Consider the following 23,475-nt stretch of genomic DNA (forward strand, 5'->3'; position numbering starts at 1 on the left):
GCGCTATGTGACGAGTCGTCTGCTGCAAGTTCCGGGCCACTGCGTGCTCGGGGGCAGATTCCAGGCTCGGCCATGGCCTGCTGGGTGCCGTGAATGCCGCGACAGTGGCTGGGCCAGGCCCGGGGCATGACATATTCATCAGCGAACTTGACCGTTCACGTCATTGAGCGCGCCCTGCCGCCGGCTACACTGACGCCTCCATCCATCGCCGGTGCCGTCAGGCGTCCGGCCACATCCGACACCAGAAGCCGTTTATGCCTGATTCAGCCTATATCTACGACGCCATACGCACGCCCCGTGGCAAGGGCAAACCCGGCGGTAGCCTCTACGAGGTCAAGCCCATCGATCTGCTGACCAACCTGCTGGAGGCCCTGAAAAGCCGTCACGACCTGGACACCTCCCGGGTCGAGGACCTGATCGTTGCCACCGGGGAGCCGGTGGATGAACAGGGTCAGAATATTGCCAAGACCGCGCTGACCTATTCGAGCTGGGACGATGCCACCACCGGTGCACAGTTGCACCGTTTCTGTGCAGGCGGCCTGGATGCGGTCAATCTCGCCGCGGCCAAAGTCGCCGCCGGTTTCGAGGACCTGGTTGCCGCCGGGGGCGTGGAGTCCATGTCCCGCCTGGGCATGGGGGCCAGCGGCGCTGCCCAGGCGGATCCCTGGGTGGCCATGCATACCCACTTCATCTCCCAGGGGCTCGGCGCGGACCTGGTGGCGACCCTGGATGGCATCACCCGCGAGGATGTCGACCGCTATGCGCTGATGAGCCAACAGCGTGCCGCCGACGCGCGGGCCCAGGGCTACTTCCGCTCCCTGGTGCCGGTCACCGATCTGAATGGCGTGACCATTCTGGATCACGACGAGTTTATCCGCCCGGACACGACGCTCGAGGACCTTGGCCGGCTCAAGCCCTCTTTCAAGATGTTTGCCGACTACGGCCACGGCGCCGTGGCGAAAATGCGCTACCCCCAGGTCGAGGCCTTCGATCACGTGCACACCCCCGGGAACTCTTCCGGCATCGTCGACGGCGCGGGCCTGGTGCTGGTGGGCAGCGAAGGGGCCGGCAAGGACTTGGGGCTGACACCCCGGGCGCGGATCGTCAGCTGCGCCCTGACTGGCACCGAGCCCACCATCATGCTCAACGGTCCCGCCCCGGCGACCGAGAAGGCCCTGCGCAAGGCCGGTCTGTCCGTGGCGGACATCGACCTGTTCGAACTCAATGAAGCCTTTGCCGCGGTCGTGTTGCGCTATCAACGGCTGCTGGGCATTCCCGACGAGAAGATCAACGTGAATGGCGGTGCCATTGCCATGGGGCACCCGATCGGCGCCACCGGTGCCATGATCCTGGGCACCCTGCTGGACGAGCTGGAACGCCGCGACCTGCGCCGCGGGGTGTGTACCCTGTGTGCCGCCGGGGGGATCGGCATCGCGACGGTGATCGAACGCGTTTGAACACTGACTGAACCGCGCGACGTGAGGAGCCCGGGCACCGCCCGCCTGCACGCAGCCGCGCATCACGACTGAACCGCGCGTCCCGGCGATGGCCGGGCGGGGCGCCACGAGCGAGAGAGACCATGAGCTACATTCGACTGGAACGCGACGCCGACGGCATCGTGGAACTGATTTTCGACCAGCCCGGCAAGTCCGTGAACACCATGGGCAATGAATACGACGAGGCCATGCGTGCTGCCGTGGCGGACCTGCGGACGCAGGTTGCCGCGGGCGGGGTCAGCGGCGTCTATGTCCGCAGCGGCAAGCCCGGCCAGTTTTTTGCCGGGGGCGACATCAAGCAGATGCTGGAGATGGATCTCGACCCGGACAGTGCCGAACGCGAGCGCATGTTCGCGGCCATGCTGGGGACCAAGCGTCCCCTGCGGGAGCTGGAGACCCTGGGTGTGCCGGTCGTCGTGGGGATCAACGGGCCGGCCCTCGGCGGTGGCTTCGAGATCGCCCTTGCCTGCCACCACCGCATCGCCCTGGCAGGCGTGCAGGTGGGCCTGCCTGAAGTCCAGATTGGCTTGATGCCGGGTGCCGGCGGCGTGGTGCGGCTGACGTCCTTGCTGGGCATCCAGGCAGCGCTGCCACTGATTGCCCAGGGGAAGCGGCTGAAGGCGGAGAAGGCGCTTGAAATGGGGCTGCTGGACGCATTGGCCGAGAGCGAAGAGGCCATGCATGCCCAGGCGCGGGCCTGGATCAAGGCCAACCCCGAGGCGAGCCAGCCCTGGGATCGAGAGGGTTTCAAGCTTCCCGGGGGCTCGCCCAAGGACAAGCATCGCCAGGACCTGCAGGGCTTCCTGTTCTTCGGCCCCAGCAATGTGATGGCCCAGACCAAGGGACTGATGCCGGCCCAGCAGGCAATCTTTGCCTGTATCTCTGACGTGGCCCGGGTGGATTTCGATACCGCCCAGAAGATCGAGTCGCGCTACTTCATGAGCCTGCTGCTGGACCAGACCGCGCGCAACATGATGCTCGCCTTCTTCGTGCAGATGGAGGCGCTCAACCGGGGGGCGAGCCGCCCGCAGGGCGTGCAACGGCGCCAGGTGCGCAAGCTGGGTATTCTCGGCGGTGGTCAGATGGGCTCGGGGATCGCCACGGTCGCCGCGCAGAAAGGCATCGCGGTGGTGGTCAAGGACATCAGTCTGGCTAATGCCGAGAAGGCCAAGGATTATGCCGAGCTGGCCTACGGCAAGAACCGCCGGGTCAGCGAGGAGCAAGCGGCGGAGTACCTGAACCGAATCGAAGTCACCGACGACTACGCGACACTGGCGGACTGCGACCTGGTCATCGAGGCGGTGTTCGAGGATCGCGGGGTCAAGGCTGCGGTAACCCGGGATACCGAGGCGGTACTCGCAGAAGGCGCGGTATTCGCCTCCAATACCTCGGCCCTGCCCATCACTGAGCTGGCCGATGCGAGCTCACGCCCGCACAACTTCATCGGCATGCACTTTTTCTCCCCGGCGGAGAAAATGCCGCTGGTGGAGATCATCCGCGGTCGCGAGACCAGCGACGAGACCCTGGCGCTGGCCTTTGACTTCAGCCAGCAGCTGGGCAAGACACCGATCGTGGTGCAGGACGCTCCGGGCTTCTTCACCACGCGGGTGATCGGGCAGACCATCTCCCAGGGCGCGATCTTGGTCACCGAAGGCATCAATCCGGTGCTGATTGAGTCAGCTGCACGTGACAACGGTTCGCCTGTGGGGCCGCTGGCTGCAGTGGACGAAATCAGCCAGGAAACCGCATACAAGAACGGACTGCAGGCAAAGGCCGACGCCGAAGCGCAGGGGAAAGTCTGGGAAGACAATGCTGTCAGCCGCCTGATGGACCGGATGGTCAATGAATGGAAGCGCAAGGGCAAACGCCATGGCGGTGGTTACTACGACTACCCGGAGGGCAGCCAAAAGCGGATCTGGCCCGGTTTCCGCGAGCACTTCGCGCCGGATGGCTGGACCGAGATCCCCTACCAGGATATCCGCGATCGTCTGCTGTACAGCCAGAGTCTGGAGGCGGTGCGCATTCTCGAGGAAGGTACGATCACCAGTATCGCGGACGGCAATATCGGCTCCATCATGGGCATCGGTTTCCCGCCCCACACCGGCGGTGTGTTCCAGTTCATCAACGCAGTGGGGCTGCAGGTTTTCGTCGATCGCGCCCGGGAGCTTGCCGAGCGTTACGGCGATACCTTCGCACCACCTGCGCTGCTGGTCGAGCGCGCTCGCCAGGGTGAGCTGTTTCTCTAGGTCGCGGGTCTGTTCAGCGCCTGAGGGGTAGCGCGCTGACTCCCGCTGCCCCTCGAGAGATCGCCGCGGTGTCGGCTTGATGAGGGCTTTTGGGCCCGATCAAACCACTCCGCGGAGGCGTTTTCACCCTTGCCGCATGGTTGCGCGGTAGCATTTGCTCCGGTCGCGCCAGTGCTCGACGGGGTGCCGGCGCTCTTTTGCCGAAACACTTCCGCGGTATCGCCTTTCAGCCGGATATCGAAGCACCCCCGGTGCAACTCCCGATGGTGAAAGCGGCAGAGCGTCACCAGATTATCCAGGCGCGTCTCGCCACCTTCGGACCAGTGCTGAATATGGTGGGCATCGACGTACTCGGACTCCTGACAACCGGGGTATTGGCAGACACCATCCCGTTCGCGCAAGGCGCGCCGAATCGGTGCCGGGACTATCCGTGATCGTCGGCCGACATTGAGCACCTTGCCCGCGTCGTCTTCCAGCACAGTCACCAGCGATGCGTCGCAACTCAGACGTCGGGCCGTGGCTGCTGAAAGCCATGGCTTGTCCTCAAAGTGCGCACGGCTGTGGGTGCAGCAGGCCCCACTGCGCTGTTCACGCAGTGTATTGAGATCGACATGCATCACCACCTGACAGCGCTCGGCGCCTTTCAGCCCCTGTAGCGCCGCGTAATCCGGCGCCGAGGCGAGAAAGTGCTCGACCATCGCCACCAGCGCATCGGCCCGCACCTGGTCCATGTGTCGAGAGAAGGTTTCCGCGGAGATTTTTTCCTCGGCGCGCGTGTACAACAGATGGTTGGGCAAGGGCATGTAGCGGCTGCCATCCTGGTCCACCCAGGCACCGGTATCGGGGTCGACTTCCGGCGTGACAGCTTCTGGCGCCGCGACTCTCGAATCGGTATTCGCAGGCGACGCAGGACGGCTGCCCGTGATTTCCCGGTCATGTCCAGGGCCGTCTACGCCCAGCGGGGCGGAAGCAAAACTGTCTGCCTCCCGGCTCTCCCTGACCAGGCTGTCGACATCCCCATCCCCTGTAGCCATCGGCGTCGTACCCGACTTCCCACCGAGCCCCGCCACAGCGTGATACCGCTGCAGCAACTTGCGCGCCACGGCCTGCATGCGCGATTTCTGCCTGGCTTTCCAGGCATCCTGGCGCGCCTCCTCGATGGGTCGGACAACGGCCTGCAGAGCCTTCATGACCAGCTGTCCCTGTTCTGGTGGCAGTTTGGCGTGGATGATCCACATGCCGTCCTTGTCCTGGAACCAGTAAGCCTCGCGGGCGAGTTCCCGGGCGATTTCGGGGTCCAGTTGCGGCGTTTCACTCGCTGCCGCCGGGTTCTGCTCAGGCGCGACCGCAGCCTGGCCGTCGGCGCCGGTTGAAGCGTTTTCCGGCTGTCCCTGGGAACCCCCTGCCTCCTCAGTTTCACTGGCTCCGATAACAGAATTCCCGGCATTCCCGGCATTCCCGCACGCGCCTGCGCCGTGTGCCGCAAGCTCGCCCGCATCTCCGCCACACCCAGGATCGCCAGCTCGCCAGGGCGAATTGGCCAGCGACTGGCCCGGGTCGCTATCCAGGAGGTCTTCCAGGCCAGGCTCCGGGACAGGTTCGAAGCGGCTCAACAGCTTTTCCAGGTGACCGGCACTGTTCTTCTGTGCCAGGTGCAGGAGAAAGGCCTCGTTGTCCGGTCGCGCCACCCGGGTAACGGCGCGCACCTTGGAGTAGGAGAGCTCGCCCGCGGCGAAAGCTTCCTCGACGTCGGGTAAGAACTCGAGCTGCCGCGCCACGCGCACTTTCTCGCGTGCGGCGCCAAGGGTGATGCCGCAGTGGGCGGCCAGCCAGTGGGCGCAGGAGCGCATCGTGGCCTGTTGGCGCCAGCCACCGCAGCGATCAAACTCGCCGATCAATCGCAGCAGGCGACAGTTTGCGGTATGGATCTGAGTCGACAGCTGGGTAATCGCCTGGCCCAGACGAATGCCATCGCCCTGCCGCTCTCCGTTTTCCTGCTGCGCCCTGGTTTCCGTGGATGCCGGTATCTCCATCGATTCAAGCCCATGACTGTATGCCTGTACAGTAGGCTAGTTAACGCAAGCTCAGCATCCAAGTTCCGTTTTCTATCAAATCCGCTCACGGGCCCGACCGGGCGCGGAGCCTCACAGTCACCCAACAGTCAGTGCGCAGGCCGCAGGCCGCGGCATCGCATCTGTCCCGAACACACGCAGCCCCGGTTGGCTTCACACCCCGCCAGCAACCGCGACAGAACCCGCAGCCTTACAGCTGACCGATCGCCCGGCGCAGCTCCCGCAGCCGCTCGCCACGTTCCCCGGGAGGCTGCTGTGGCGCATAGACAAGCGCGCTGTAGATCGCAGTCGCCCGCCGCACGGCGGCTGCCAGCTCGGGCCGCTCTGCCGCAACCCGTTCGGCGAAGTGCCCCGGCGCCTCCCCCGGGTGCCGCTCCAGTCCGCGCCGGGCCAGGCGCCGGCAGAGCCGCTGGTAGAGGCGCTCCTCCGGCAGGCGCCGCGGGCGTCCCCCGCGCAGTAGCCACCAGGCGGCCGGAGCCAGCACCAGGGCCGCGCTGCCCAGCAGAAGCAGGGCCAGGTCGCGGGCGCGGACTTCGCCAAAGAGGCGCTGGAGCAGGTTTAGCTGCTGCTCGCTGTCAAAGCCCACCACCCAGCTTTGCCAGCGGTAGGTCAGCGCGTCGTAGCGCAGTCGCAGGCTGTTGATCCAGTCGATGCCGCGGTAGCGCAGGGGCGACAGCGGCGATTCGGCAAGGAAACTGCCCTCCTCCGCCAGGGCCTCCTCGAGCCCCAGGGTCACGCGCTCCGGGGAGACAACCGCTGTGGGGTCGACACGCACCCAGCCCTGCCCCGCCAGCCAGACCTCCGCCCAGGCATGGGCGTCGAACTGGTGCACGATGACGGTGCGATTGACCGGGTTGATTTCGCCCCCCTGATAGCCGGCGACCACCCGCGCCGGCACGCCGGCGGCGCGCATCATGATGACGAAGGCGCTCGCGTAGTGCTCGCAGAAGCCGCGCTGTCGCTGGAACAGGAATTCGTCGATGGGGTCGTCCCCCAGCACGCCCGGTTGCAGGGTATAGACGAAGGGGCCGTTGCGGTAATAGTCGAGCACCCGCTGGACAAAGTCGCCATCGCTCTCGGCCCCGAGCCGCAGCTCCCGTGCCAGGGCGCGGGTGCGCGGATTGCCCTGCTCCGGCAGGCGCAGCTCGGTTTCCCGGCGCCAGTCGCTTAGCACCGGGTCCAGGGGCAGCTCGGGCCAGCTGCGCACGCGGTAGCGAAAGCGCTCCTCGACTTCCACGGGGGAATACAAGCGGTAGTCCCCCATGGCCATGACGCCGGGGTCGAGCGGCTGTGGATAGCGCAGGGCATAGAGCCAGTGCTGTTGGGTAGCTTCCATCAGCACCTGGTAGTCGAGTGCGCTGCCCGCGCCGTTCTTCTGCGCCAGGCGCCATTCCCGTGGCGGGATTTCCTGGTAACGCAGGCTGCGCCAGGCGCCCTCCTCCAGCACGCTGAAGACCAGTCCGCGCCAATACAGCTCGCCGCGCGGGGGAATCTCCCCCGCGAACTGCACCCGGAAGGCGACGGCATCCGACTGGCTGAGGCTGGCGACGTCGCCGGGCTTCATATGGTCACTGACCCCGGTGGTCGCAGCCTGGGTTTTCAGCGGCACGCTCCACAGGGGACCGATGCGGGGGAAGACGAAGAACAGGACCAGCATGACCGGCACGGCCTGCAGGAGCATGATCGCGGGCAGCCGGCCGCTGCGCCAGTTGAAGCGATCTTCACCCGGCCGGTGCAGGGCGACCAGGGCGCTGGTGAGCAGCCAGAGGCAGCCGACCATGTAGAGAACCAGCAGCAGGTCCTGGTTGAACAGGAATACGGTGACGGCGATGAAGTAGCCGAGGAAGATCAGCACGTAGGCGTCCTGCCGCCGCTGCAATTCCAGCAGTTTGAGGGCAAAGGCGGTCAGCAGGAGCGCCACGGTGGGCTCGAGACCGAGCAGGCTGCCGAAGCTGAACCAGACCGCGGCAAAACCGGCCAGTATGAGTGCCAGGCGCAGGGGCCGGGAGGGCCAGGACCACTGCCCGCGCAGGACCATGCCGCGCCAGAGCGCCGTGCACAGGTAAACCGGAACCACCCAGATGGGCAACTGCGGCAGGTGCGGTAACAGCAAGGCGAACTGGCTGAGAAGGATCCACACCAGGGCGTTGCGGGGGATCGCCGCGCCCGGGGCGCGCCCTGCCGGCCGCTGCCCGGTGCGGGAGGCCCGTGGCGGGAACCAGCGCTTTCGTGCCTTCATTCGCCGGGCGCCTCGCGGCGGTACAGGGCCAGCGCGGTGAGCACGGCCTCGAGATGGGCCGGACCGCGGTCGGGCTGCAGGGTGCTCCCCGGCAGGCGCAGGCCAAAGGGCTGCTCGCGCCGCTGCCACTGCAGGGCCAGGTGGCAGAGCTGGGAAAGCCGGGTTTCCTGGGGCAGTCCGGGGTAGTCCTCCCAGTCCAGCCAGCGCTCGCGACTGGCCCAGGCGTGATACTGCTTGCTCTGCATGCTCTGTCCCCGGGCCAGTCCCTTCCAGTGCACGTGGCGCAGGGAGTCGCCGGGACGGTAGTCGCGAAAGCCCTGGAAATCCTCGTTGCCCGGCCGCGGCAGGCTGCTGCCGCCACTGCCGTCGACCGCGGCGCCGAGCGCCGTCTCACCGGTGTCCCGGGGTGCCGGGTAGACCACCGCGGCGAGGTCGAGGTCGAGCCAGGTCCAGCAGCGCAGCAGGCCCAGCGGGTAGCGGCTTTCCACCAGCAGCCGGCCGGGATGGAACCAGCCGCGCTCCGCCACCGGCAGGGAGAAGTGCAACAGCCGGTGCTCGCCGGGCCCGAGGTTGACCTCTTCGCTCTCGCCGTCGGCCCAGCTCAGGCGCAGGGCGTAGCGCGCCCGGTTCTCGCGCTGCCCCAGGCGCAGGGAGAAACGGCTGCGCTGCCCCGGGAAAACCGCCCCGGCGCGCACCGCTTCCACGGAGAGCCCGGCCAGGTTGGCGTAGGTGTGCAGGACGGCGACCACGAACAGGGAGGCCAGCAGGAAGGCGACGGCGTAGGCCAGGTTGTTCTGGTAGTTGATGCCGATCAGCAGGATCAGCAGCAGCAGGAGCGCAAACAGCAGCCCCATGCGCGAGGGGAAGATGAACAAGCGCCGCTGGTTAAGCAGGATGCGCCGCCCGCGGGGATTGCGGCTTGCCAGCCAGCGCCCGAAGCGCTTGCGCCAGGCTGTTCGCAGGGGCTCTGCCAACGCCGCCAGAGGCATCGTGGTCAGCCCCGCACCGGGTCCACCGTCTGCAGCAGCAAGGCGGCCAGGGCGTCGCCGTCGCCGGCGTACTCGTGCCCCGGCACCAGGCGGTGCCCGGTGACTGCCGGCAACACCGCCTGCAGGTCTTCGGGAACCACGTGCTGGCGGCCGGCCAGGTAGGCCCAGGTGCGGGCCGCATCCAGCAGTGCCAGGGCGCCCCGGGGCGAGAGCCCGACGGCAAATTCGCCACCGGCGCGGGAACGGGCGACCAGGCGCTGCAGGTAATCGAGCAGCGCGTCGGCGCAGTGCACGCTGCCGATGGCCTCGCGCACAGCGACCAGCTGGTTGCTGTCCATGCACTGGCGCAGGGGCACGCGGTTTTGGGTGTTGCCCTGCGCATTGTGTTGCTCGAACAGCTGGCGTTCGGCGCGGGGGTCGGGATAGCCCAGCTGCAGGCGCATCATGAAGCGGTCGAGCTGGCTTTCGGGCAGCGGATAGGTGCCGGACTGGTGCAGGGGATTCTGGGTGGCGATGACAAAGAAGGGCTGCGGCAGCGGGCGGGTTTCCCCCTCGACCGTGACCTGGTTCTCGGCCATGGCTTCCAGCAGCGCGCTCTGGGTGCGCGGCGTGGTGCGGTTGATTTCGTCGGCCAGCAGCAGCTGGGTGAACACCGGGCCGGGGTGGAAGCTGAAACTGGCGTCCTTGGGGTCGTAGACGGAAACCCCGAGGATATCCGCCGGCAGCAGGTCACTGGTGAACTGTACCCGCTTCCAGGACAGCCCCAGCACGTCCGCCAGGGCGTGTGACAGGGTGGTCTTGCCCATGCCGGGCAGGTCCTCGATCAGCAGGTGCCCCCCGGAAAACAGGCAGCACAGGGCGAGCCGTACCTGGGCCTGTTTGCCCAGCAGGACCTGGCCCACTTCCTCCACGGCCCGGTCAATCAGTGCCTGGTGCTGGTGCATGGGCGCCCTCCTGGCCGTCCGGGTTCAGCCCGCTGCCTGCAGCCCCCGCTGCAGGTCCGCGCGCAGATCTTCCACGTCTTCCAGGCCCACCGCGACCCGGATCAGGTTGTCGGCGATGCCCGCGGCGGCGCGCTGCTCCGGGGTCAGCCGGCCGTGGGTGGTGGTCGCCGGGTGCACGATGGTGCTCTTGGCGTCCCCGAGGTTGGCGGTCAGAGACAGGATGCGGGTGGCGTCGATGCAGCGCCAGGCGGCGTCGCGCCCGCCGCGGACCTGGAAGGACAGGACGCCCCCGAAGGCCCGCTGCTGCCGCGCCGCCAGGGCGTGACCGGGGTGATCGGGCAGCCCGGCGTAGTAGACCCGTTCGACCTGTGGCTGCTTCTGCAGCCATTCCGCCAGTGCCTGGGCGTTGCGGCTGTGGGCCTCCATGCGCAGGCGCAGGGTTTCCAGGCCCTTGAGAAAGACCCAGGCATTGAAGGGGCTCATGGTGGGCCCGCAGGTGCGCAGGAAGCCGAGCACTTCCTGCATGTCCTCCCGGCGGCCGACCACGGCGCCGCCGACGCAGCGGCCCTGGCCATCGAGATACTTGGTCGCGGAGTGCACCACGATATCCGCCCCCAGTTCGAGGGGGCGCTGCAGCGCGGGGGTACAGAAGCAGTTGTCCACCACCAGCAGCGCACCGGCCTCCCGGGCCAGAGCCGAGAGCTCCGCCAGGTCGGCCACTTCGCACAGCGGGTTGGAGGGGGTCTCGGCGAACAGCAGCGCGGTCTCCGGGCGCAGCGCCTGCCGCCAGGCCGCGCGGTCGAGCAGCGGCACGAAGTCCACCGCCACGCCGAAGCGGGCCAGGTAGCGGCCAAACAGGTTGCTAGTGGTGCCGAAGACGTCCCGGGAGCAGACCACGTGGTCGCCGGCCTTGAGCAGGGCCATGCAGGTGCTGAGGATCGCGGCCATGCCGGAGGCGGTGGCCACGGCGGCCTCCCCCCCTTCCAGGGCAGCGATGCGCTCCTCGAAGGTGCGCACGGTGGGGTTGGTGTAACGGGAGTAGACGTTGCCCGGCGAATCGCCGGAAAAGCGCGCCGCCGCCTCCGCCGCGCTGCCGAACACGTAGCTGGAGGTGGTGTAGATGGGCTCCGCGTGCTCCCCCTCCGCGCTCCGGTGAATGCCGGCGCGAATCGCCAGGGTGTCGATCCCCGCCCCGCTCAGGGGGTCCTGATCATCGTGCAGCATGGTTCACGTCGCGTCGTTGTGCAGGCCCACCACCGCGCCGTCGGCCAGGGTCTTGGCGCGCTCGCGGTTCTGGGCATCGTCATTGCGCAGGGCATCCAGGCGGTCCAGGTAGTCGCGGTCGACGTCCCCGGTCACGTAGTTGCCGTCGAAGACCGAGCAGTCAAAGCCGCTGGCCTTGCGGTTGCCCTCCCGGGAGCAGCGTATCAGGTCCTCGAGGTCCTGGTATACCAGCCAGTCGGCGCCGATCAGTTCGCAGACCTCCTCCACGGTGCGGTCGTGGGCGATCAGCTCGCGGGCCGAGGGCATGTCGATGCCGTAGACGTTGGGGTAGCGCACCGGCGGCGCCGCGGAGGCAAAGTAGACCTTCTGCGCACCGGCGTCCCGGGCCATCTGGATGATTTCCCGACAGGTGGTGCCGCGGACGATCGAGTCGTCCACCAGCATCACGTTCTTGCCCTCGAACTCCAGGGGAACCGGGTTGAGCTTCTGGCGCACGGATTTCCGCCGCTGGCTTTGCCCGGGCATGATGAAGGTGCGCCCGATGTAGCGGTTCTTCATGAAACCTTCGCGGAACTTGATGCCCAGCTCGTGGGCCATCGACTGCGCCGCGGTGCGGCTGGTGTCGGGGATCGGGATCACCACGTCGATGTCGTGCTCCGGGCGCAAGCGGCGGATTTTCTGGGCCAGGGCCTCCCCCTGGCGCATACGCGTCTTGTACACCGAGATGCCGTCCATCATGGAGTCGGGACGGGCAAAGTACACGTGCTCGAAGATGCAGGGCAGCAGGCGCGGGTTTTCGGCACACTGGCGGCGATGCAGCTGCCCTTCGCGGTCGATGAACACGGCCTCGCCCGGGGCCAGGTCGTCGATCAGGCGGAAACCGAGCACATCCAGCGCCACGCTTTCTGAAGCGACCATATACTCGTCCCCTGCCTCGGTCTGGCGCCGGCCAACCACCAGGGGGCGAATACCCAGGGGATCGCGGAAGGCCACGACACCGTGGTCGACGATCATCGCCACCGCCGCATAACCGCCGCGGCAGCGCCGGTGTACCGCGGTCACCGCGGCGAACATGTCGTCCGGGCCGGGGCTCAACTTGCCCAGGGTTTGCAGCTCGTGGGCAAAGACGTTGAGCAACACCTCGGAGTCGGAATCGGTGTTCAGGTGGCGCAGGTCATCCTGGAAGATCTCCCGGGTGAGCTGCTCGGAATTGGTCAGGTTGCCGTTGTGGGCCAGGGCGATCCCGTAGGGGGAGTTCACGTAGAAGGGCTGCGCCAGCGCCGGGCCGGAGCTGCCGGCGGTCGGGTAGCGGACGTGGCCGATGCCGATCGGTCCCTTCAGGCGCTGCATGTGCTGTTGCCGGAACACATCGCGCACCAGCCCCTCGCTCTTGCGCTGGTGAAAACGACCGTCCAGGCAGGTCATGATACCCGCCGCGTCCTGGCCTCGATGTTGCAATACCGTGAGGGCGTCGTAGATGTCTGCGGCGACATCTCCCCGGCCCACCAGGCCCACTAAGCCACACATGCGATGCTGTCCTCGTTGTTGCTCATGTATCACCCGTCAGCGCCGGCGGCGGCATGTCCCACCGCCCCAGCAGCTGCAGGGCCCAATTCATCAATGCGTCAATCTGCGGCATCAGCTGCGCCTGGTAGAGCCACTGCTGGTCCCGCGGTGCCAGCAGCTCGCGGGCCAGAAACACCAGTACCAGCACGATCACCACGCCGCGGGCGAAACCGAAGACCATGCCCAACAGGCGGTCCAGGGCGCCGAGCCCGGTCGCGCGGACCACCTGCCCCACCAGCACGGCCAGCAGGGTCGCCGCCACCAGGGTCGCGGCAAAGACCAGCAGCCAGGCGGCAATATAGCGCGCGCTGAGGTTGCTGATGGCCTCGCTGAGGTGGCTCGCCACGCTGCTGGCGAACAGGTTGGCGAGCACGAAGGCCGCCACCCAGCCGAGCAGGGAGAGCGCCTCCCGGGTGAAGCCTCGCAGCAGGCTAAACAGGGTCGACAGGGCGACGATGACCACGAAGCCCCAGTCCATCCAGGTAAATGCCTGCCAGCTGATCACGCCGTCCCCTCGCTCACGGCAGGTACCGGCGGATCATCGATTTGACCCCCAGACGCGCGTCCAGCTCAGCCTGCAGCGCCTCCAGCTGGGCACGCTCTGCCTTGGGGCCGATGTGCACCCGGTAGAGGGGCTTGCCCGCCACAGTGACCGCCTTGACGTAGGCCTTGTGGCCGTCGTCGATCAGGTCCTGGCGCAGGGCCTCCGCCTTGATGCCGTCGCTCAGGGTAACCAGCTGCAGGGTCCAGACCACCGGCAGGCCCTGGGCGTCCATCTGCGGCTCGGCAATCGGCGCCTCGCGTGTTTCCCCCGGCGTCGGTACGGCGGCCTCGCCTGGCGTATCCGCAGCGTCGGCGTCGCGCTCCGAGTCGGCTGCCGGCTCGACCGCGTCAGCCGCAGCCGCCGCCCCGGGATCCTCGGCAGGCAGCGCCTCCCCCGGCGCGGGTTCCGCTTCCGGCAGCGCCGCGTCGTCCCGGCTGCCGGGGGCGGCCTCGTCGCCCTCCTCCGGGAATGCCTGGAAACCCTCGGGGGGCGCCGGGCGCGGCGGCATCTGCAGGGTCTCGATGTCGATGTCGGTATCCGGGTCGACGAAGATGATGGGCCAGAAGATGACCCCCAGCGCCACCAGAATCAGGGCGCCCACCAGGCGTTGTTTGACCACTTCCTTCATGCCTTGACCTTGCGGGCCTGTCGATCGAGCGCGTCCAGGGCGGCACCCACGGTGGTAAAGGAACCGAAGACCACCAGGCGGTCCGCGGGGCCCAGCAGGCTGCGGGCCCGGGACAGGGCCTGGCGCAGGTTCCGGCTGACGCTGATCATGCCCTGCCCGTCCGCGTGCAGCAAGCGCGCAATGTCGGCGGCGGCGGCGGCCCGGGGAAGTTCCGGCTGGTCGGCCAGGAACCAGGCGTCGAAGACCCGTCCCGCGGCGCGAATCATGCCCGGAATATCCTTGTCAGACATGCTGGAAAACACGGCAATAGTTCTTCCCTCGCAGGGGCTTAGCTCCAATTCCTCGCGCAGTTTCTCAACCGCTTCCGGGTTGTGGGCCACGTCCAGCAGCCACTCGCGGCCGTCCACCTGTCGCCGCTGGCGACGCCCCGGGGGCGACAGCGTGGCCATCAGCCCGGGCAGGTCCTCCGCCGCGGGGAGCAGATCCAGGCAGGCCAGTGCCTGCAAGCCCGCGCAGAGGTTGACCGGCAACAGTGCTCCGCGCGGCAGCGCCGGCAACTCGATCCGCCGCCCCTCGGCAGCCTGTACCCAGCCCGACCACTGCGATGGCGACTCCGCCACCCCCAGGGCCTCTCCCAGCCACAGGGTCTGACAGCCGGCCGCTTCGACCGCCTCGCGCAGGGAGGCGGTGGGCTCCGGATCGGCGAGCACCGCCCAGGCCTCGCGGCGCAGGATGCCGGCCTTTTCCAAGGCAATGGCCTCCCGGGTGTCCCCCAGCCACTGCTGGTGATCCAGCGCGACCCGGGTGATCACGGCGACGCTGGGGTCGACGATATTCACGGCATCCAGGCGCCCCCCGAGCCCGACTTCCAGCACCAGCACATCGACCGTGGCGCGGCGAAACAGCCACAGGGCGGCCAGGGTGGCAAACTCGAAATAGGTCAGGGAGATTTCGCCCCGGGCGGCGTCCACCGCCTCGAAGGCTTCGACAATGCCCCGGTCGTCCGCCTCGATGCCGGCGATGCGGATACGCTCGTTGAAACGCTGCAGGTGGGGCGAGGTATACACGCCGGGCCGGCGCCCCGCCGCCAGTAGCCCGGCCTCGGCCACCGCTACCACGGAGCCCTTGCCGTTGGTGCCGGCGACCGTGATCACCGGCACCTTGACCGGCAGCAATTCCAGCCGCCGGGCCACGGCGTCGACGCGCTCCAGGCCCAGTTCGATCTCCCGGGGGTGTAGCGACTCCAGGTGCCGCAGCCAGTCCGCCAGGGAGGCGTCAGTCATCCCGGTCGTCGGGCAGGTAGTCGACCGCGGCCTCACCGGCCTCGTCGCTGGCGCTATCGTCCTCACTGTCGCTGTCACTCTTGGAGCGCTCGACTACCGGCGTGCCGGCGAACTTGGCCAGCAGCCGGGCAATCGTGTCGCGCATGTCGTTGCGGTGCACGATCATGTCGATGGCGCCGTGTTCGAGCAGAAACTCGCTGCGCTGGAAGCCCTTGGGCAGCTTCTGGCGGATGGTCTGCTCGATGATATTCGGCCCGGCGAAGCCCGCCCGGGCATCCGGCTCGGCGATGTTGACGTCGCCCAGCAGGGCCAGTGACGCGGACACACCGCCATAGATCGGGTCGGTGAGTACGGAAAAATAGGGTACACCCGCCTGCTTGAGGCGCTCCAGCACGGCGCTGGTCTTGGCCATCTGCATCAGCGAGATCAGGGCCTCCTGCATCCGCGCCCCGCCGGAGGCGGAGAAGCACACCAGGGGAATCTGCTCGCGCAGTGCCAGCTGGGCGGCGCGGGTAAATTTCTCCCCCACGGCGTAGCCCATGGAGCCGCCGTGGAAGGCGAACTCGAAGGCCACGCAAACCAGCGGCTGGCCCGCCAGGGTGCCGCGCATGGCGATCAGTGCGTCCTTTTCCCCGGTTTCCTTCTGGGCCTGGGACAGGCGGTCGCGATAGCGCTTCTTGTCCTTGAACTTGAGCCGGTCCACCGGCTCGATGTCAGTGAAGACTTCCTCGCGACCATCCCGGTCGAGAAAGATGTCCAGTCGGCGCCGCGCGCCAATGCGCATGTGATGGTCGCACTTGGGGCAGACATCGTCGTTGCGTTCCAGGTCGGGACGGTAGAGCACCGCCTCGCACTTGACACATTTCTTCCACAGGCCTTCCGGCACGCTGGAGCGCTTGGCACCCTCCCTGCGCACACCGGACGGCAGAATCTTGTCAATCCAGCTCATGGCATCTCCCGCTTGCGAGGGCGTAGTATAAACGTCGCAGCGGTGCTCTAGGAAGCGATGCTGTCCAGTCCCCGGCGAATCGAGCCCATCAATCCGCTCGCGGCATCCAGCAAAGCAGCTTCCTGGCCCTCGGCATCGACATCGGCGACGGCTGCCGCCAGGTGGTTTACCAGGGCACTGCCCACCACGACGCCATTGGCCAGCTGACCGATGCGGGCGGCGGAGTCGGCGTCCTTGATGCCAAAGCCGACCGCCAGTGGCAGTTCGGTGTGGGCGCGGATATGCGCCAGGTGTTCCGCGACGTCATCGACATCCAGGTGACCCGCGCCGGTGACGCCCTTGAGGGCGACATAGTAAATAAAGCCACTGGCCTGTTCGACGATGGCGCGGATGCGTGCCTCGGGGGTGGTCGGCGCCACCAGGAAGATGTTGTCCATCTCCACCCGACGCAGTTCGCGATTGAGGTCGGCCACTTCCTCGGGCGGCAGGTCGACGGTGAGCGCGGCGTCGACTCCGGCCTCGGCGGCGGCATCGGCAAAGGCCGCGTAACCCATGTGCTCCACCGGGTTGGCATAACCCATGAGCAGCACCGGGGTGTCGGGGTCCTGCTGGCGGAATTCCGCCACCATCGCCAGCACATCCCGCAGGCGGGTATGGTGGGTCAGCGCCCGTTCGTGGGCCAGCTGGATCACCGGCCCCTCCGACATCGGATCGGAGAAGGGAACCCCCAGCTCGATGATGTCCGCACCGGCACCCACCAGGGCGTGCATCAGGGGCACGGTGGCCGTCCGCGACGGGTCCCCGGCGACGATGTAGGGTATCAGTGCCCTGCGCCCCTCGGCGGCGAGTTGTGCAAAGCGTCCCGCAATCCTGCTCACTGCTGCTCCTTAGAAGTCGATTCCGTCGATACTGGCTACGGTGTGGATATCCTTGTCACCACGGCCGGAAAGATTGACCACGATGTTCTGTTCGGGGCTCATGCGCGCCGCCAGCTGCCCCGCCCAGGCCAGGGCGTGACTGCTCTCCAGCGCCGGCATGATGCCTTCCGTGCGGGTCAGGTCGTGGAAGGCCCGCAGGGCTTCGTCATCGTTCACCGTCACGTAGTTGACCCGCCCGACATCCTTCAGCCAGGCGTGCTCGGGGCCCACGCCGGGATAGTCGAGACCGGCGGACACCGAATGGGTGTGCAGAATCTGGCCGTCCTCGTCCTGCATCAGGTAGGTGCGGTTGCCGTGCAGGACGCCGGGGGTGCCGGCGGTCAGGGGCGCGGCGTGCTCACCGGTGTCGACACCGTGGCCGCCCGCCTCCACGCCGTACATGGCGACCCCCTCGTCCTCGAGGAAGGGGTGGAACAGGCCGATGGCGTTGGAGCCACCACCCACGCAGGCTACCAGGGCATCGGGCAGGCGACCGGTCAGTTCCAGGCTCTGGGCCCTGGCCTCGCGTCCAATCACGCACTGGAAGTCCCGCACCAGCATGGGATAGGGGTGGGGGCCGGCAACGGTGCCGATGATGTAGAAGGTGTCGTCGACATTGGTGACCCAGTCGCGCATCGCCTCATTCATCGCATCCTTGAGGGTGCGCGAGCCGGAGGTCACCGGTACCACGGTGGCCCCCAGCAGTTTCATGCGGTAGACGTTGAGCGCCTGGCGGCGGACATCTTCCTCGCCCATGAAGACATGGCACTCCAGGCCCAGGCGGGCGGCGATGGTCGCCGTCGCCACGCCGTGCTGGCCGGCGCCGGTTTCGGCGATCACCCGCCGCTTGCCCATGTGCTTGGCCAGCAGCGCCTGGCCCACGGTGTTGTTCACCTTGTGGGCGCCGGTGTGATTGAGGTCTTCCCGCTTGAGCCAGATGCGCGCGCCCCCGATGCGGTCGGACCAGCGCTCGGCTTCATACAGCGGCGACGGGCGGCCGACGTAGTGCGCCAGGTCGCGATCCAGTTCGCGCTGGAACTCGGGATCGGCGGCGAGCCGGCGATAGAGTGTCTCCAGTTCGTCCAGGGCGGACATGAGGGTCTCGGCGACAAAGCGGCCGCCGTAGACGCCGAAACGCCCCTGGGCGTCGGGCACTGATGCGTAGGGCTTACTGCTGGTTTGCATAGTCATTGCTGCTGTCCCTGGCTGGCATCCGCGGCACGCACCGCGGCGATGAATTGCTGAATCCTGGCGGGATCCTTGACGCCCTTGCGGGCCTCTACCCCACCACTTACGTCCACGGCGGCCGGTCGGACCTGCGCGATCGCCGAGGCGACGTTGTCGGCATCCAGGCCCCCGGCAAGCACCAGGGGGCGCGGCAGCTGCGCCGGAACGCGCGACCAGTCGAAGCGCTCGCCGGTTCCCCCGGGCACCCCGGGCCGGTAGCTGTCGAGCAATAGCGCCCTGGCACCGGCGTAGCTGCCAGCCGCGGCGGACAGGTCCAGGCCGGGCGCCACCCGCAGGGCCTTCATCCAGGGCCGCTGGAAGGCGGCGCAGAAGTCCGGTGACTCTTCGCCGTGGAACTGCAGCCAATCTATCGGCACGGCGCGCAGAATGCCATCAATCGCGTCTTCGCTGGCGTCAACAAACAGGGCCACAACCGTGACAAAAGGCGGCAGGCTGGCGACGATGTCCCGGGCCTGCTGGAGGCTCACCGCACGCGGTGACGGCGGGTAGAATACCAGGCCAATGGCGTCAGCCCCGGCGTCGGCCGCCACCCGGGCGTCGCGCACCGAGGTGATGCCGCAGATCTTGATCAGGGTTCGCTGCACGGTGGAAGGAGGACACAAGCGCTAAAAGCGGCATGATACCAGAGGCGCCGGCCGACTGTCTCCCGGTGCCGCGCATCCCGCTCCCATTAGTCCCCCAGCCAGACCGGCCCGGGCGGGCTTGCCGGCAGGCCGAAGCCCGCGGGGTAGTCGACATCCACCAGGTAGAGCCCGTCCGGCGGCGCGGTGTCGGCGGCGCGGGTGCGATCGCCGGCGGCGAGCAGCTCGGCGATCCAGTGCGGCTCCCGGATGCCGCGTCCGACCAGCATCAGGCTGCCGGCGATGTTGCGCACCATGTGGTGGAGGAAGGCATTGGCGCGAATGTCGATGCACAGCAGCGCGCCGCGGCGCCAGACGCTGACCTCGTGCACGCAGCGGAAGGGCGTATTCGACTGGCAGGCCGCGGCCCGGAAGGCACTGAAGTCACGCTCCCCCGGCAGGTACTGGGCGGCAGCGTGCATGCGCGCGGCGTCCAGTGGATGGCGCTGCCAGGTGACCCGACCGGTCAGGGCCGCCGCGTGTACGCTGCTGTTGAGAATAAGGTAACGGTAGCGGCGGGCGGTGGCGGAAAAACGCGCGTGAAAGTCCCCCGCGACCGGCTGCGCCCAGTGCAGCCTCAGGTCGTCGGGCAGCGCGCTGTTGCCCCCCATGACCCAGGCCTTGGGGCTGCGCGCGCTGGGCGCATCGAAATGCACGATCTGGGCATGCCCGTGGACCCCGGCATCGGTGCGCCCGGCGCAGTGCACGCGCACGGGTGCATCCGCTACCCGCGTCAGTGCCGCTTCCAGGGTCTGCTGGACAGTACGCCCCTCCCCCTGGGCCTGCCAGCCCCGGAAGGCCCCGCCGTGGTACTCCACGCGACAGGCCAGTCGGGTGCCGGCGGGAAGAGGGTCTGGGGAGAACTGGGGGAAGGCCTGGAGATCAGCCAAGCCGGTCCAGCAGCGTCCGGGCGTCCTGCTGCTGCTCCGCACTGCCGACCTGGAGAACTTCCTCGAGGATTTCCCGGGCCCCCTCCTCGTCACCCATGTCGATGTAGGCGCGCGCCAGGTCCAGCTTGGTGGCGATGGGATCACCGTCGTCGGCGAAAACAAAGTCGTCCTCGTCGCTGGTGGCGGGACCGCTGTCCCGGGTCAGGTCCAGCTCCTCGTCGCCCTCTTCGATCTCCAGCCCGAGGAATTCGGGTTCGTCGTCACCGACTGCCGGGACCTGCTCATCCAGGCCGTCCCCGGGCGGGGACAGATCGGGCAGTTCCTCGCTCAGATCCTCGACCGGGTCCTCGCCGCTGCCGTACTCGCTCAGGTTGCCCTGGAAGTGGGAATCGGCCGCTGGCGACCGTGCAAAGGCCTGCTCGCCTCCCGTCGCACCCGCGCCCGGCCCGGCGTCCTCCGCGGCGCCGTAGACAGCCGCGAGGTCGGCGGCCAGGTCGTCCGCTTCGGCGGCTTCCGCTGGCTCTGCCCCGGCTGCGACACCCCGGTGGTCAAAGACCGCGCCACCGAGCATGAGGTTTTCCGCCGCTTCGATGCTGCCACCGTCACCGATTCCACGCAGGGCCTCGAGCTGCTCCTCGGCCTCCGCCCGGTTGCCGGTTTCCACCGCCAGCTCCAGCAGGCGCAGGCGGAAGGCGGCGTTGTCGGGGTCGGCGCTGATGGCCTTGCGCAGCAGCTCCATCGCCTGGGGAAAGCGACCGTAGGCGACATAGATATCCGCTTCTGCCAGTGCATCGCTGGCCTCGACATCGGCCGCGTATTGATCGTGCTTGCGCTCGCCGTAGCCGCGCTGGGGGCCGGCGGTGGGCTTACCGGGGGCGACGACAGGTGCTGCCGCGGCCATTTCCTCGTCCAGGTCGAGTTCCACGTCCTGGTCGCGCAGCTCGACACCGGCAAAGGCGTCGGAGCTGGACGCACCCTGCCCGGCGGCGGCCCGGAGGCCCCCGGAGGCAGTGGCAGTGTCGGCCTTGTCCTCATCCGCTTCCCGGCGGCGCCAGGCCAGCAAGCCCAGTAGCGCGGCAATCGCCGCGGCACCGAGGCCATACCACCAGAGGCGACTGCCCTCTTCCGCCTCCTCTACCACAGGCTGCTGCTGGGGAGTGACCACCTGGGTGTCGGTGTCGGTGGCGGGCCGGGCCTGGGCCTCGGCCAGGGCCGCCTGTAGCTCGGCAATCTGGGCGTCGCGCAGGGTGACCATGCGTTCGAGGGAAGCCAGCCGCTCACCGAGACTGTTCAACTGGGACGCCAGGGCATCCCGTTCCTGCTCGGCACGGGCCAGCTGCGCCTCCTGTTGCGGCGGCGCGCCTGCGGCAGCCTCCTCCGCCGCTGCACTGGCGGCGGTTGCAGGTGCACCAGGCGCCTCTTCGCGCGCGGGATCGCGCCCGTCGCTGGCCTGTCCCGCGGGCACGGCCGCCGACGCCGGTTCGGCGGGGGGCTGGGTGGCCGCGCCATCGTCACCGGAGGCCAGGCGCAGGGCGGCACGCGAGGCCTCGGGATCCGAGGCCCGGCCAGCGCGCCAGTCGGCGTTCTGCTGACGGATCTGTTCGCGGATGGCCTCGACGTCGGCGCGACTCATGTCGTCGCGCTCGGGCAGGTAGATGATGTAACCGGCCTTGATCCGGTTGATGTTGCCGTCGATAAAGGCCTCGGGGTTCAGCCGCTGGATTTCCAGCATGGTCTGTTGCACCGAGGCGCCCTCGGGCCGCGCCCGCTGGGCGATGGTCCACAGGGTTTCATCGCGGCGAATCATGTAGCGCGCCCCGGGCTGGGGGGCGTCCGCGGTACCGGCGCTGTAGGGGCGCCGGGGCATTTCACCCGGCGCCAGTCCCGACTCCCGCACATCCACCCGGTCGCCGCGGGTCACGGCGGGAGCGGGTTCGGGCACGGCGGTGGAAGCAGAAGCCGGGGCGGCGGGCTCCTCCTCCTTGAGCTGTTCGCGGGCGGACACCGTCCGCGAGCCCGGCAGCTGGGCCGGCGGATCCACCAGCACGGTGTAGTTGCGCAGCAGACGGCCGGCGGGCCAGCGCGCCTCGAGAATGAAGTCCAGGTAGGGTTCGAGGACCGGGTCTTCCGAGGTCAGCAGGATCTCGCTGTTGCCCTGCTCGTCGAGGCGGACTTCGAACTTGATGCTGGTCAGGAAGTAGGCGCGCTCCACGCCCAGGCGATCAAAATCCTCGCTGGTCGCCAGACGCACCCGGATCTGGTCTTCGTGCAGGTTGCCGGCGTTGATCAGGTTGACACTGGCCCGCAATGGCTCGTTGAGAAAGGAATGCAGGGTGATCTCACCCAGGCCGAGCGACCAGGCCGGTGCCACCTGCAGGTAACCCACTGTGGCCAGGGCTGCTGCCAAAGTCCGTTTACGCGCCATAACCCCGCCTTGTTATCGTCCTCAAGCTGGCTCCCCCTGCCCGTCGTGCTGACTGCTCCAGTCCGACGGACTGTTGCCCCGGAAACTTCAGCAGTCCCCGGGACGACCATACCACAGCAAGTATGTTTTAAGCCCGTGGCTTAATCAAGATAACGGGCAATCAGCACCTCGGCAATTTGCACGCTGTTAAGGGCCGCGCCCTTGCGCACGTTGTCGGAGACCACCCACAGGTCGAGGCCGCGGGGGTGGGAGATGTCCTCGCGGATGCGCCCGACGAAGACCGGATCCTTGCCCGCCGACTCGGTCACCGCGGTGGGATAGCCACCGTCCTTGCGCTCGTCCATCACGACCACGCCGGGGGCCCCGGCGAGCAGCTCGCGGGCTTTTTCGGCGCTCAGCTTCTCGCGGGTCTCGATGTGCACTGCCTCGGAGTGCCCGTAGAACACCGGCACGCGCACGCAGGTGGGGTTGACCAAGATCGACTCGTCGCCGAGGATTTTCTGGGTTTCCCAGACCATCTTCATCTCTTCCCGGGTGTAACCGTTGTCCTGGAAGGTGTCGATGTGCGGCAGGGCGTTGAAGGCGATCTGCTTGGGATAGACTTCACAGCTGATTTCCTGGCCGTTGAGCAGGCGCGCGGTCTGCCCCGCCAGCTCCTCGATGGCTTCCTTGCCGGTGCCGGACACCGCCTGGTAGGTGGCCACGTTGATGCGTTCGATGTGGGCGGCGTCGTGCAGCGGCTTCAGCGCCACCAGCATGCCGATGGTGGAGCAGTTGGGGTTGGCGATGATATTGCGCGTGGTGTAGCCGGCGATGGCGTCCGGGTTGACCTCGGGTACCACCAGAGGAATATCGGCCTCGCGGCGGAACTGGGAGGTGTTGTCGATCACCACGCAACCGGCCGCGGCGGCCTTGGGCGCGAACTCCTCGGAAATGCTGCCGCCGGCGGAGAACAGGCCGATCTGTACCTGACTGAAGTCAAAATCCGCCAGATCCTGGATGGTCACCTGCTTGCCGCGAAAGGTGATGGTCTTGCCGGCGGAGCGGGCGCTGGCCAGGGGGTAAATGTTGCCGACCGGGAAATTGCGCTCCTCGAGGATGGCGAGCATGGTTTCGCCCACGGCACCGGTGGCACCGACGACGGCGACATCATAAAGCTTGCTCATAGTAGTCTCCTGTTTGCGTTGAATACTGG

At 67.8% G+C, this 23,475-nt stretch carries 18 protein-coding genes; 2 read left to right on the forward strand and 16 right to left on the reverse strand.

Annotated features, from left to right (window positions below):
• The first annotated feature begins 254 nt into the window (after positions 1–254).
• Both ACYVGS_RS00305 and ACYVGS_RS00310 read left to right on the forward strand, forming a co-directional pair.
• Positions 255–1,457, forward strand: a complete 1,203-nt coding sequence (locus ACYVGS_RS00305; RefSeq protein WP_460586629.1) for an acetyl-CoA acetyltransferase — start codon at positions 255–257, stop codon at positions 1,455–1,457.
• Positions 1,458–1,579: 122 nt separating this feature from the next.
• The gene (locus ACYVGS_RS00310) at positions 1,580–3,742 is read left to right on the forward strand and encodes a fatty acid beta-oxidation multifunctional protein (protein ID WP_460586630.1); all 2,163 of its coding nucleotides are present in this window, start codon (positions 1,580–1,582) and stop codon (positions 3,740–3,742) included.
• Here the strand turns inward: ACYVGS_RS00310 and ACYVGS_RS00315 are convergent.
• From ACYVGS_RS00315 to ACYVGS_RS00390, 16 genes are all read right to left on the reverse strand, one after another.
• On the reverse strand, positions 3,739–5,775 hold the full coding sequence (locus ACYVGS_RS00315) for an HNH endonuclease signature motif containing protein (RefSeq protein ID WP_460586631.1): 2,037 nt from the start codon (positions 5,773–5,775) through the stop codon (positions 3,739–3,741). The genes ACYVGS_RS00310 and ACYVGS_RS00315 overlap by 4 nt on opposite strands.
• A gap of 229 nt (positions 5,776–6,004) precedes the next feature.
• On the reverse strand, positions 6,005–8,053 hold the full coding sequence (locus tag ACYVGS_RS00320) for a transglutaminase TgpA family protein (RefSeq protein ID WP_460586632.1): 2,049 nt from the start codon (positions 8,051–8,053) through the stop codon (positions 6,005–6,007).
• A complete protein-coding gene (locus tag ACYVGS_RS00325) occupies positions 8,050–9,042 on the reverse strand; it encodes a DUF58 domain-containing protein (protein WP_460586633.1) in 993 nt (330 codons plus the stop codon). The genes ACYVGS_RS00320 and ACYVGS_RS00325 overlap by 4 nt, the downstream gene beginning before the upstream one ends.
• A 5-nt stretch (positions 9,043–9,047) precedes the next feature.
• Positions 9,048–9,986: an AAA family ATPase gene (locus tag ACYVGS_RS00330; protein ID WP_460586634.1), complete on the reverse strand. Its 939-nt coding sequence runs from the start codon at positions 9,984–9,986 to the stop codon at positions 9,048–9,050.
• Positions 9,987–10,010: 24 nt separating this feature from the next.
• Positions 10,011–11,210 carry an O-succinylhomoserine sulfhydrylase gene (locus tag ACYVGS_RS00335; RefSeq protein ID WP_460586635.1) on the reverse strand — a complete coding sequence of 400 codons (1,200 nt, stop codon included), beginning with the start codon at positions 11,208–11,210 and terminating at the stop codon, positions 10,011–10,013.
• 3 nt (positions 11,211–11,213) lie between these two features.
• Positions 11,214–12,737: an amidophosphoribosyltransferase gene (purF, locus tag ACYVGS_RS00340; protein ID WP_460586636.1), complete on the reverse strand. Its 1,524-nt coding sequence runs from the start codon at positions 12,735–12,737 to the stop codon at positions 11,214–11,216.
• Between the two features lie 22 nt (positions 12,738–12,759).
• Positions 12,760–13,281, reverse strand: a complete 522-nt coding sequence (locus ACYVGS_RS00345) for a CvpA family protein (protein WP_460586637.1) — start codon at positions 13,279–13,281, stop codon at positions 12,760–12,762.
• A gap of 13 nt (positions 13,282–13,294) precedes the next feature.
• Positions 13,295–13,948 carry an SPOR domain-containing protein gene (locus tag ACYVGS_RS00350; RefSeq protein WP_460586638.1) on the reverse strand — a complete coding sequence of 218 codons (654 nt, stop codon included), beginning with the start codon at positions 13,946–13,948 and terminating at the stop codon, positions 13,295–13,297.
• Positions 13,945–15,231 (reverse strand): bifunctional folylpolyglutamate synthase/dihydrofolate synthase, encoded by a 1,287-nt coding sequence (locus ACYVGS_RS00355; RefSeq protein WP_460586639.1) that lies wholly within the window; start codon positions 15,229–15,231, stop codon positions 13,945–13,947. Before ACYVGS_RS00355 ends, ACYVGS_RS00350 begins: the two co-directional genes overlap by 4 nt.
• Positions 15,224–16,180: an acetyl-CoA carboxylase carboxyltransferase subunit beta gene (accD, locus tag ACYVGS_RS00360; RefSeq protein ID WP_460586640.1), complete on the reverse strand. Its 957-nt coding sequence runs from the start codon at positions 16,178–16,180 to the stop codon at positions 15,224–15,226. The genes ACYVGS_RS00355 and accD overlap by 8 nt, the downstream gene beginning before the upstream one ends.
• 47 nt (positions 16,181–16,227) lie before the next feature.
• On the reverse strand, positions 16,228–17,058 hold the full coding sequence (gene trpA / locus ACYVGS_RS00365; protein ID WP_460586641.1) for a tryptophan synthase subunit alpha: 831 nt from the start codon (positions 17,056–17,058) through the stop codon (positions 16,228–16,230).
• A gap of 9 nt (positions 17,059–17,067) precedes the next feature.
• Complete coding sequence (gene trpB, locus ACYVGS_RS00370; RefSeq protein ID WP_460587572.1) at positions 17,068–18,282, reverse strand: tryptophan synthase subunit beta; 1,215 nt, start codon at positions 18,280–18,282, stop codon at positions 17,068–17,070.
• Between the two features lie 2 nt (positions 18,283–18,284).
• A complete protein-coding gene (locus tag ACYVGS_RS00375) occupies positions 18,285–18,929 on the reverse strand; it encodes a phosphoribosylanthranilate isomerase (RefSeq protein ID WP_460586642.1) in 645 nt (214 codons plus the stop codon).
• 86 nt (positions 18,930–19,015) lie between these two features.
• Positions 19,016–19,855 carry a tRNA pseudouridine synthase A gene (gene truA / locus ACYVGS_RS00380; RefSeq protein WP_460586643.1) on the reverse strand — a complete coding sequence of 280 codons (840 nt, stop codon included), beginning with the start codon at positions 19,853–19,855 and terminating at the stop codon, positions 19,016–19,018.
• Positions 19,848–22,280 carry a FimV/HubP family polar landmark protein gene (locus tag ACYVGS_RS00385; protein ID WP_460586644.1) on the reverse strand — a complete coding sequence of 811 codons (2,433 nt, stop codon included), beginning with the start codon at positions 22,278–22,280 and terminating at the stop codon, positions 19,848–19,850. The genes truA and ACYVGS_RS00385 overlap by 8 nt, the downstream gene beginning before the upstream one ends.
• A gap of 140 nt (positions 22,281–22,420) precedes the next feature.
• Positions 22,421–23,446 (reverse strand): aspartate-semialdehyde dehydrogenase, encoded by a 1,026-nt coding sequence (locus tag ACYVGS_RS00390; RefSeq protein WP_460586645.1) that lies wholly within the window; start codon positions 23,444–23,446, stop codon positions 22,421–22,423.
• Positions 23,447–23,475 lie beyond the last annotated feature (29 nt).

It is taken from the genome of Haliea atlantica (genome assembly GCF_054779855.1).